General features: G+C 70.8%; 9 protein-coding genes. 3 read left to right on the forward strand and 6 right to left on the reverse strand.

The window, feature by feature from the left end; genetic code table 11:
- Positions 1 to 223: 223 nt before the first annotated feature.
- Positions 224 to 1066: a helix-turn-helix transcriptional regulator gene (locus tag DEJ02_RS18080; RefSeq protein ID WP_071406524.1), complete on the reverse strand. Its 843-nt coding sequence runs from the start codon at positions 1064 to 1066 to the stop codon at positions 224 to 226.
- Between the two features lie 101 nt (positions 1067 to 1167).
- Here DEJ02_RS18080 and DEJ02_RS18085 point away from each other — a divergent pair, with 101 nt between their 5' ends.
- Positions 1168 to 1908 carry an SDR family oxidoreductase gene (locus DEJ02_RS18085; protein WP_111034052.1) on the forward strand — a complete coding sequence of 247 codons (741 nt, stop codon included), beginning with the start codon at positions 1168 to 1170 and terminating at the stop codon, positions 1906 to 1908.
- A 154-nt stretch (positions 1909 to 2062) separates the two neighbouring features.
- Here DEJ02_RS18085 and rsmA read toward each other — a convergent pair whose 3' ends face one another.
- From rsmA to rsmI, 4 genes are all read right to left on the reverse strand, one after another.
- Complete coding sequence (rsmA, locus tag DEJ02_RS18090; protein WP_111034053.1) at positions 2063 to 2914, reverse strand: 16S rRNA (adenine(1518)-N(6)/adenine(1519)-N(6))-dimethyltransferase RsmA; 852 nt, start codon at positions 2912 to 2914, stop codon at positions 2063 to 2065.
- A 2-nt stretch (positions 2915 to 2916) separates the two neighbouring features.
- Complete coding sequence (locus DEJ02_RS18095; RefSeq protein WP_110862405.1) at positions 2917 to 3849, reverse strand: TatD family hydrolase; 933 nt, start codon at positions 3847 to 3849, stop codon at positions 2917 to 2919.
- The gene (gene metG / locus DEJ02_RS18100; RefSeq protein ID WP_111034054.1) at positions 3846 to 5414 is read right to left on the reverse strand and encodes a methionine--tRNA ligase; all 1569 of its coding nucleotides are present in this window, start codon (positions 5412 to 5414) and stop codon (positions 3846 to 3848) included. Before metG ends, DEJ02_RS18095 begins: the two co-directional genes overlap by 4 nt.
- 134 nt (positions 5415 to 5548) lie before the next feature.
- Positions 5549 to 6370 (reverse strand): 16S rRNA (cytidine(1402)-2'-O)-methyltransferase, encoded by an 822-nt coding sequence (gene rsmI / locus DEJ02_RS18105; RefSeq protein ID WP_071406528.1) that lies wholly within the window; start codon positions 6368 to 6370, stop codon positions 5549 to 5551.
- Positions 6371 to 6491: 121 nt separating this feature from the next.
- On the opposite strand from rsmI, the gene DEJ02_RS18110 reads away from it, so the two are divergent.
- Complete coding sequence (locus tag DEJ02_RS18110) at positions 6492 to 8123, forward strand: dolichyl-phosphate-mannose--protein mannosyltransferase (protein WP_111034055.1); 1632 nt, start codon at positions 6492 to 6494, stop codon at positions 8121 to 8123.
- Between the two features lie 118 nt (positions 8124 to 8241).
- Here DEJ02_RS18110 and DEJ02_RS18115 read toward each other — a convergent pair whose 3' ends face one another.
- Positions 8242 to 8904 carry a TetR/AcrR family transcriptional regulator gene (locus tag DEJ02_RS18115; RefSeq protein ID WP_181440417.1) on the reverse strand — a complete coding sequence of 221 codons (663 nt, stop codon included), beginning with the start codon at positions 8902 to 8904 and terminating at the stop codon, positions 8242 to 8244.
- Positions 8905 to 9075: 171 nt separating this feature from the next.
- Here DEJ02_RS18115 and DEJ02_RS18120 point away from each other — a divergent pair, with 171 nt between their 5' ends.
- Positions 9076 to 10617 (forward strand): MFS transporter, encoded by a 1542-nt coding sequence (locus DEJ02_RS18120; RefSeq protein ID WP_027466052.1) that lies wholly within the window; start codon positions 9076 to 9078, stop codon positions 10615 to 10617.
- The last annotated feature ends 80 nt before the right edge of the window (positions 10618 to 10697 follow it).

A 10697-nucleotide genomic window follows, 5' to 3' on the forward strand; every position in this document is an offset into this window, starting at 1 on the left:
GGGGGTCCTCGCCCCCCCCCCGGGGCCAGGGTAGCCCGCGGGGGCAAGGGTGGGGGGGGGGGGGTGTTTTCGGGGGGGGGGGGGGGGGGGGGGGGGGTCGGGCGGGTCCTGGTCGCTCGGTGCGAGGTTCCGTACTCGGTGCGACCTGCTCGACGCCGCACGGCGTACGGAACCTCGCACCGTTCGGTACCGACGGTGGTCGACCTCGCACCGTGCGAGGTCGTCAGCCAGCGAAGGTCTGCTGTCCGACGACGCCGAGGAGCTCGAGCTTCTGCGCGTCCTCTGATCCTGGAGGCGCGGTGAAGAGCAGCAGGGCCTGCGCCTGGTCGTCGGTGTGCAGCACCTGGCAGTCGACGGTGATGCGGCCGAGCTCCGGCTGCACGATCGTCTTGTTGTCCGACCAGCGCGTGGCCACCTCGTGCTTGGCCCAGAGGTCGCGGAACTCGGCACTGCGCGTCTGCAGCTCGGCGATGAGTTCCGTCGCCCGGCGGTCGCCCGGACCCGCGAGCCCGACGGCCGCGCGGAGCGATGCGACCACCACACGGCCCAGCCGCTCGTGCTGCTCGGGTGCGTACTTCGCGAGCTCCTCACCCGTCACGAACCACCGCCACGCCTGGTACCGGCGGTTGCCCGGCAAGCCGACCGAGCTGCTGAGGAGCGCCGCCGCGAGCCGGTTCTCGACCAGGGTCTCGCCCAGGTGACTGACGACGATCGCCGGGGTGTCCTCGAGCCGGTCGAGCACCCGCAGGATCGCCGGGTCGACGTGGTCGGCGCGGTGCATCCGGGTCGGGGCGTTCTGCCCGGACAGGTGGAACAGGTGGTCGCGCTCGTCGAGGCTGCACCGCAGGGCCCGGGCGATCGCGGCGATCATCTGCTCGGACGGCTGCGGTCCGCGTTGCTGCTCGAGTCGCGTGTAGTAGTCGACGGACATGCCGGCGAGGGCAGCGACCTCTTCGCGGCGGAGCCCCGGGGTCCGGCGTCGTGGACCCTGCCCGAGACCGACGTCCTCGGGGCGCAGCAGCTCGCGGCGACGGCGGAGGAAGTCGGCGAGCGCGGCACGGTCCATGGGTCGATTGTCGTCCGCTTCCGCCCCGGGTGCCAGGGATCGCCGATCCCCCGATGACCGCGCTCTGGTTGCGTCCCTGTCCACGGAGCATCGTGGTGGTCATGGACATCACGAACTCCACCGTCTTCATCCCCGGCGCGACCTCGGGCATCGGTCTCGCGCTCGCCCAGCGCCTGCAGACCGCCGGCAGCACCGTCGTCATCGGCGGCCGTCGCCAGGCGCTCCTCGACTCCCTCGCCGCCGAGCACGGCTTCGGCACCGTGCAGATCGACGTCGCCGACGCGGCGTCCATCGAGGCCGCCGCCGCATCGGTGGTCGAGGCGTACCCGTCGCTCGATGCCCTGATCACCATGTCCGGGATCATGCGCGACGAGGACCTCCGCGACCCCGAGCACATCCACGACGCCCTCGAGCTCGTCCAGACGAACCTGGTCGGCACGATCCGGCTCATCGACGCGTTCCTGCCGCACCTGCTCGCCCAGCCCTCGGCCACCCTGATGACCGTCACGTCCGGTCTCGCGTTCGTCCCGCTCACCGCGTCGCCGACGTACAGCGCGACGAAGGCCGGCGTGCACGCCTACACGCAGGCCCTCCGTCAGCAGCTCGTCGGGTCGTCGCTCGAGGTGCTCGAGCTCGCCCCGCCGGCCGTCATGACCGACCTGATGGGCGGCGCCGACTTCGGTGGGATGCCGCTCGACGCCTTCGCCGACGAGGTCATGGCGCTCATCGAGTCCGGCGCTGCCCCGGAGATCCTGGTGCAGAACGTGCACCCGCTGCGCTTCGCCGAGCGGAACGGCAACCACCAGCAGATCCTCGAGATGATGGCGTCCCGCGAGCACTGACCCGGGTGGCCGGCCGGCGTTCGCACCGTGCGAGGTTCCGTGTTCGGTGCGAGGCACTTCGGCTCGCACGGAACACAGAACCTCGCACCATCGCGGTCAGCAGGCACGCAGCACGCAGGCGTCACGGCGGGGCCGTCGCCGGGCGAGGAACGAGCTACTCCGCGGCCGCCAGGACCGTCCGCCCGAGCCGCACGAAGTCGTCGACACCGATCGCCTCACCGCGGGCGGTCGGGTCGATGCCCGCCGCCGTCAGGACCTCGGACGCGTGCGCACTGCCGCCGAGCACCCCGGACAGGCTCTGCCGCAGCATCTTGCGCCGCTGCTGGAACGCCGCGTCCACCAGCGTGAACACCCGCGACCGCAGGAGCTCGTCACCCGGGGGCTCGTGCCGGTCGAACGCCACCAGGACACTGTCGACGTTCGGCACCGGCCAGAAGACCTGACGGCTCACCAGCCCGGCGGTGCTCCACGACCCGTACCAGGCGGCCTTGACGCTCGGCGAACCGTAGACCTTGCTGCCCGGACCGGCGGCGAGCCGGTACCCGACCTCGGCCTGCACCATGACGAGCGACCGCTCGATCGACGGGAAGGTCGCGAGCAGGTGCAGCAGCACCGGCACGGAGATGTTGTACGGCAGGTTCGCGACGAGGTGCGTCGGCTCGACGTCGAGGTCCGCGGCGGCGACGGTCATGGCGTCCTGCTGCACGACCGTCAGCCTGGCGTCCTGCTGCATCGACGACACCGTCGACGGGAGCTTGGCGGCCAGGCGCTTGTCGATCTCGACCGCGGTGACGGGGGCGCCGGTCTCGGTGAGCCCGAGCGTCAACGACCCGAGCCCCGGCCCGATCTCGAGCACCCGTGCCGACGGGGTCACACCGGCGACCGACACGATCCGCCGCACGGTGTTGGCGTCGTGCACGAAGTTCTGGCCGAGCTTCTTCGTCGGGGTGACGTCGAGTTGGGCCGCGAGCTCCCGGATCTCCGCCGGGCCGAGCAGGGCACCCACGATTACTCGTCCACCGTCACGGGCTCGGCGTCCCACGCGCCGTAGACGAGCTCGGTGTTCGAGGCGATCTGGGCCGCGAGCATCGAGGCGTCCGTGCCGAGCGTCTCCGCCATCGACCGCAGGGTGAGCGGGATGAGGTACGGCGCGTTCGGGCGGCCACGGAACGGGGTGGGCGTCAGGAACGGTGCGTCGGTCTCGATCATGATCAGGTGCCGCGGGGCGACGACCAGGGCTTCACGCAGCAGTGCGGCGTTCTTGAACGTCACGGTGCCGGCGAAGGACATGTACCAGCCGCGCTCGGCGCAGAGCCGGGCGAGGTCCGGCCCGCCGGAGAAGCAGTGGAAGACGGTGCGTTCCGGAGCCCCCACGCGGTCGAGGACCTCGACCACGGCGTCGTGCGCATCGCGGTCGTGGATCGTCAGCGCGAGGTCGTGCTCCTTCGCGATGCGGATGTGCTCCTCGAACGAACGGACCTGGGCGTCACGGCCGTCCTCGCCGGTGCGGAAGAAGTCGAGGCCGGTCTCACCGATCGCCCGGACCCGCGGCAGCGCGGCGAGCCGTTCGATGCCGGCGAGGTGCTCGTCGAGCAGCCCCTGTTCCTGCAGCACGGGCGCTTCGTTCGGGTGCAGCGCGACGGCCGCCAGGACCCGGGGCTCCCGAGCGGCGATCGACGCGGACCACTCCGAGGTGGCGAGGTCGGTGCCGACCTGCACGACACCGCGCACGCCGACGCTCGAGGCACGGTCGAGGTGCTCGCGGTACTCGAGCGGACCGTCACCCCCGTCGCCGACGCCGTCGGCGATCTCCATGTGGGTGTGGTTGTCGTACACCGGCACGACGAGCGCCTGCGGCAGCGGCGGGTACGTCAGGTCGCGCTTCGAGCCACCGGACGCCCCGTCGCCGCGGGACCGGACGTGCGACTCGGCGTCGGTCACGCGGAGACCTGCTCGATCCGGGGGAACAGCCCGCTCTCGAGCGGCACCACGTGCGACGCACCCTGCCACTCGTACGCCCGGTCGACCCGCTGCTCGGCGACGGACCCGCCGGCGCCGATCGAGGCCCAGAGCTTCTCGGTCGCCTTCGGCATGACCGGGGACAGCAGGACGGTGACGGTGCCGAGGCCGCGGAGCGCGGTGGTCAGGACGGTCCCGAGGCGTTCGCTGTTGGCCTCGTCCTTCGCCAGGGCCCAGGGCGCCTGCTCGGTGATGTACCCGTTCAGGGCGTCGACGAGCTCCCACACGCTGGCGATCGCCTCGTGCGGGGCGAAGGCGGCGATGGCGGCGTCGGCACGCTCGGTGACCGACACGGCCAGGGCGTCGATCGCCTGGTCGGACTCGGTCAGTTCGCCACGCGCCGGGACCTCGCCGTCGCAGTACTTCTGCAGCATGGCGACCAGGCGGGACGCCAGGTTGCCGTAGCCGTTCGCGAGCTCGGCCTGGTAGCGCGCCGAGATGTCTTCCCAGCTGAAGTTGCCGTCCTGCCCGAAGGTGATGGCGCGCAGGAAGTAGTAGCGGAAGGCGTCGGACCCGAACGTGTCGGTGATCTCGGACGGCGCGATGCCGGTCAGCTTCGACTTGGACATCTTCTCGCCGCCGACGAGCAGCCAGCCGTGGCCGAAGACGCGCTCCGGAACCGGCAGCGCAGCGGCCATGAGCATCGCCGGCCAGATGACGGCGTGGAAGCGGGCGATGTCCTTGCCGACGATGTGGACGCTCGGCCAGAGGCGCTTGAAGGCCTCGTCGTCGTCGGTGCCGTAGCCGAGCGCCGTGACGTAGTTGAGCAGGGCGTCGAACCACACGTACAGCACGTGGTCGCTGTCCCACGGGATCTTGATGCCCCAGTCGAAGCTGGAACGCGAGATCGACAGGTCGCGGAGCCCCTGCTTGACGAACGAGATGATCTCGTTGCGGACGCTCTCGGGCTGGATGAACAGCGGGTTCGACTCGTACAGGTCGAGCAGGCGCTGCTCGAAGTCGGACATCCGGAAGAAGTAGTTGCGCTCGGCCAGCACCTCGACCGGGATCGAGTGGATCGCGCAGACCTGCTGACCCTCGTACGCACCGGTGCCGGCGACCAGGTCGCTCGGCTGCTTGTACTCCTCGCAGCCCACGCAGTAGAAGCCCTCGAACTCGCCGGCGTAGATGAAACCGTCGTCGTACAGCTTCTGCAGGAACGCCGTCACGCCGCGCTCGTGCCGTTCGTCAGTGGTGCGGATGAAGTCGTCGTTCGCGACGTCGACCGTGTCGAGCAGTGGCTTCCAGGCGTCGTTGACCAGCCGGTCGGCCCATTCCTTGGGCGAGACGTCGTTCGCCGAGGCGGTGCGCAGGATCTTCTGCCCGTGCTCGTCGGTGCCGGTGAGCAGCCAGGTGTCGTCACCGCGCTGCCGGTGCCAGCGCGCGAGGAAGTCCGCGGCGACCTCGGTGTAGGCGTGCCCGATGTGGGGCACGTCGTTCACGTAGAAGATCGGCGTGGTGATGCTGAACGAGGACCCGGCGGACATGCGGACCATCCTACGGGCGCACCGAACCCTGATGACGCGTGCGGCGGTGGACTGTGGAGAACCGGGTCCGGGAGGCCCGTGACGGGCCCGCCCCGCGCCTCCAGACCGGCGGACGCGAACGTGACGAGCCCCGCTCAGCGCGCCGCGAGCGCCCCTTCGTAGAGGTCCCGCTTCGACAGCCCGGTCGCGTCCGCGACCGCCGCGGCGGCCTCCTTCATGCGCATGCCGGCGGCCACCCGCTCGAGCACCAGGCGCACGCCGTCGTCGAGCGTGGCTTCTTCGGTGGCCTCCGCGGCGCCGGCGACGACGATGCAGATCTCACCCCGGACACCCTCGGACGCCCACGCGACGAGTTCGTCCAGCGGCCCACGGCGGACCTCTTCGTACAGCTTCGTGAGCTCGCGGCAGACCGCGGCGCGTCGGTCGCCCCCGAACCCGACGGCCATGTCCGCCAGGGTCTCGGCCAGTCGGTGCGGCGACTCGAAGAACACCATCGTCCGCTGCTCCCCCGCCAGCGCCTGGAACGCCCGACGGCGCTCGCCGGCCTTGCGGGTCGGGAACCCCTCGAACGTGAAGCGGTCGGTGGGCAGCCCGGACACGGCGAGCGCCATGAGCACGGCCGACGGCCCGGGCAGGGCGGTGACGGTGACCCCGGCGGCCGCGGCGGCCTCGACGAGGGGGAAGCCGGGGTCGCTGATCGCGGGCATGCCGGCATCGGTCAGGACCACGACGTCCTCGTCGCGGGCGAGCTCGACGACCTCGGACGCCTTCGCCCGCTCGTTGTGCTCGTGCAGGGCGATGAGCCGCGGACGGTTCTCGATGCCCAGGGCACGCATCAGGTGGATGGCGGTCCTGGTGTCCTCCGCCGCGACGACCGTGGCGTTGGAGAGGGTCTCGACGAGACGGCGCGAGGCGTCCCCGAGGTTGCCGATGGGCGTTGCTGCGAGGACGATCACGTACCCATTGTCCCCGCACCGCGACGCCAGCGCGGCCCCGGGGCGGCCGCGGGGCGGCTGCGTCGGCGCGAGCAGCCCCGTCGCAGCGGGGACATGTGGTCGATCCGTAGGATGCTCAGCGATGACCAGCGAGCTGACCGACGACCGCACGGCCGTGCCCGACGGGCCGGTCGGCTCGCGCCTGGACGACTGGTGGGGGCGGGTGCTCTCCACGTCGCAGCGGGTCGCCGTGTGGCGGTGGACGGGTCCGCTCGCGGTGACACTCCTCGCCGCCGTGCTGCGGCTGGTGAACCTCGGCACCCCGCACTCGCTCGTGTTCGACGAGACGTACTACGTCAAGGACGGCTGGTCGATCGTGCACCTCGGGTACGAGGGCACCTGGCCCGCGAACCCGAGCGGGGACGGCGCCCCGACGACCGACGACCGGTTCGTCCGCGGTGAGACGGACGTCTTCACGAGTGCCGCGGAGTTCATCGCGCACCCGCCGCTCGGCAAGTACCTCATCGGCCTCGGGATGCTGCTGTTCGGGGCGGACAACTCGTTCGGCTGGCGCTTCACGGTGGCCGTGCTCGGCATCGCGACGGTGTTCCTCACCGCGGTGATCGCCCGGTCGCTGTTCCGTTCGACGATGATCGGCACGCTCGCCGGCTTCCTGCTCGCGATCGACGGGCAGGCGATCGTGATGTCGCGGGTGACGCTCCTCGACGGCATCCTGACCTTCTTCGTCATCCTCGGGTTCGGGGCGTTGCTGCTCGACCGTCGGCAGGGTCAACGGCGGCTCGACGAGTGGGTCGCCGCCCGCGCCGCCGCGGGCCGGACCACCCTGTGGGGGCCGGTGTTCTGGTGGCGCCCGTGGTTGTTCGCGATGGGCCTGGCACTCGGGCTGGCGGCGGCGACGAAGTGGTCGGGGATGTACTTCCTGGCGTTCTTCGCGGTGTACTCCGTGCTGAGCGACATGATGATGCGCCGCCGTGCCGGGGTCGAGTTCTGGTCGTCGAGCGCGCTGCTGCAGCAGGCACCGGTGTCGTTCCTGCTGACCGTGCCGATCGCCGCGGTGACCTACGTGGTGTCGTGGACCGGCTGGTTCGTGTCGAAGGACGGCTGGGACCGCAACTGGCTGTCCTCGGGCGGCGACCGCTGGACCGGGCTGCTCGCCTGGGTGCCGGACAGCCTGCAGAACTGGTGGCACTACCAGTCGGAGATCTACGCCTTCAACATCGGGCTGCACACCCCGCACTCGTACCAGGCGAACCCGCTGCTCTGGCTCGTGATGCAGCGCCCCACGTCGATGTTCTACGTCGGCACGGACGCCGGGCAGGACGGCTGCTGGGCGAACCGCTGCGGCGAGGCGATCACCGGTATCGCAAACCCGTTCATCTGGTACGCCTCGGTCATCGCGACGGTGGCGCTGCTCGTGCTCTGGGTCCTGCGCCGGAAGTGGGAGTACGGCTTCGTCCTGCTCGGCGTCGCGGCGGGGTACCTGCCCTGGCTGATGTACGTCGACCGGACGGTGTTCCAGTTCTACACGATCGCCTTCGAGCCCTACATGGTGATGGCGCTGGCCGCCGCGATCGGGTTGGTGCTCGGCAGGCGGAGCGACGAACGGTCCCGCAGGTCGCGGGCGATCCTGTGGGTCGGCGTGTACCTGGGCGTCGTCGTGCTCGCCTCGGTCTACTGGTACCCGATGTGGACGGCGATGCAGGTGCCGTGGGACTTCGTCCGGTCGCACTACTGGATCCCCAGCTGGCTGTAGCCGGCCTGACAGGTCCGGCCGGTCCGGTCGCGCTCGTCGCGCTGGGCGCTCTGGTGGCGACCACCGCCGGACTGGAGGCCCGTGGCGGCGCCGCCACGGGCCTCCCCTGCGTCCGTGGTCAGGACTGCGCGTGCAGCGCGCGCTCGATCGACTCGCGGTCCAGCGGGTCGCCGAGCATCGGCGCGCTGTCGTCCGTGCCCGGCAGGACGCCCTGGATCAGGAGTTCCGCGTAGCGGCGCCAGGCGTCCGGGTCGTGCTCGCGGGTGGCGTCGGCGACCGCACCGACCATCGCGGTGAGCATCGGCAGGTCCCGGTAGTCGAAGCCGGGCCGGACGACGCCGGCGGTCTCGGCACGGCCGATGATCGCGGCGACCTGGCGTTCGAGCCGGTCGCGCTCCTGCACGATGGACGGTCGGGCCTTGCCGGCACGGACGATGGCGTCGGCGAGGGCGCGGTCGCGCGCACGGAACGCGAAGACGCCCATCAGGTACACCCGGAGCGCCTCGCGCGGGTCGGACACGTCCGCGGCGCGCGCTGCGGCGTCGTTCATGGCCTCGAACTTGGTGGCGAGCAGCGCCTCGATCAGGGAGTCCTTGTCGGCGAACCGGCGGTAGACGGTGCCGACCCCGACGCCGGCCTCGTGCGCGATGTCGTTCAACGTGACGGAGAGCCCGCGCTCCGCGAAGCACTTGCGTGCCGTCTGCAGGATCAGCTCGCGGTTGCGCGCTGCGTCGGCGCGCAGCGGTCGCTCGAGGTCGGACGCGGACTCGGTGGTGCTCACGATCCGACCGTAGTTGCACTTTCTGGGAACAAGTGGATGCCCTCCTTCCGTTTCGGTCTACACTGACCACAAACGGATGCATCGCATCCGGTTTCGTCACCACCACATCTCGGGAGTGCCCGACGGCGCGCACCTCCACCCCACCCTCCAACCTTCTCGAAGGAGGCTGCCGTGACGGCAGAACACACCGTGCCGACCCCCACCGGGACAGCACCCACGACTCCGGGCACCACCCCCGCCAAGAGCAACCACCGCTGGATCGCCCTGGCGGTCATCGCCCTCGCACAGCTGATGGTCGTGCTCGACGCGACCATCGTGAACATCGCCCTGCCCTCGGCCCAGGCCGACCTGGACTTCGGCACCGACCAGCGACAGTGGATCGTCACCGCGTACTCGCTGGCCTTCGGTTCGCTGCTGCTGCTCGGCGGTCGCCTCGGCGACCTGTTCGGCCGCAAGAACACCTTCATCATCGGGCTGGTCGGCTTCGCCGTCGCCTCGGTGCTCGGTGGCCTCGCCGACTCGTTCGGTCTGCTCGTCGCGGCCCGCGCGCTGCAGGGTGTCTTCGGCGCACTGCTCGCCCCGTCCGCACTCGGCATGCTGACCACCACGTTCCGCGACCCCAAGGAACGCGGTCGCGCGTTCGGCATCTTCGGGTCCATCGCCGGCTCGGGTGCGGCCATCGGCCTGCTGCTCGGCGGCGTGCTGACCGAGTACGCCTCGTGGCGCTGGTGCCTCTACGTCAACGTCGTCTTCGCCGTGCTCGGCGTGATCGGCGCCCTCGTCTTCATGGAGAAGCCGCCGAAGGTCGAGCGTCCGCGCATCGACGTGCTCGGCGTCATCACCATCACGCTCGGACTGGTCGGCGTCGTCTACGGGTTCTCAAACGCCGAGACGAACGGCTGGGACTCCCCCGTCACGATCGCCATGCTCGCCGGCGGTGTCGTGCTGATCGCCGCGTTCGTGTTCATCGAGACCCGCGTCGCCCACCCGCTGCTGCCCCTGCGCGTCGTGCTCGACCGTGACCGCGGCGGCTCGTTCATCGCGATCGGCCTGGTCGCGATCGGCATGTTCGGCATCTTCCTGTTCCTGACCTACTACCTGGAGCAGACCCTCGGGTTCAGCTCGCTGCAGACCGGTCTCGCGTTCCTGCCGATGCCGCTGTCGATCATGATCTCGGCGACGCAGATCGGTGGCCGCCTGCTGCCACGCGTCGGGCCGAAGGTGCTCATCTTCGCCGGTGGCCTGGTCGCCGCGACCGGGCTCCTGCTGCTGCTCCGCACCGACCTGGACAGCTCCTACGCGGGCACCGTCCTGCCGGCGCTGATCGTGATCGGTCTCGGCATGGGCACGATCTTCTCGTCCGCGATGAACACCGCGACGACCGGGGTCGCCCGGGCCGACGCCGGTGTGGCCTCGGCGACGGTCAACACCATGCAGCAGATCGGTGGCTCGATCGGTACGGCGCTGCTGTCGACGATCTTCGCCGACGTGGTGTCGAACAGCCTGTCCGGGCTGACCGCCGCCCCGACCAAGCTGCAGCAGGCCCAGGCGACGCTCGACGGGTACCACGTGGCGTTCGGCATCTCGGCCGGCGTGCTCGTGCTCGTCGCCCTGGCCGGCGGACTGCTCATCAACCGGCAGTCGGTGCGGGTCGAGCGCCTCGCACGTGCCGGATCCGCCACGACCGGGAGCATCCCCGCCGCGGCGCACTGACGCTGGCGGTTCGCTCCGCGTCTTCGGCCCGTTCCGGTTCTGCCGGGGCGGGCCGTCGTGCGTTGGGGGCTGTCTCTTAT

The organism is Curtobacterium sp. MCLR17_042, from assembly GCF_003234695.1.
Lineage (GTDB): Bacteria > Actinomycetota > Actinomycetes > Actinomycetales > Microbacteriaceae > Curtobacterium > Curtobacterium flaccumfaciens.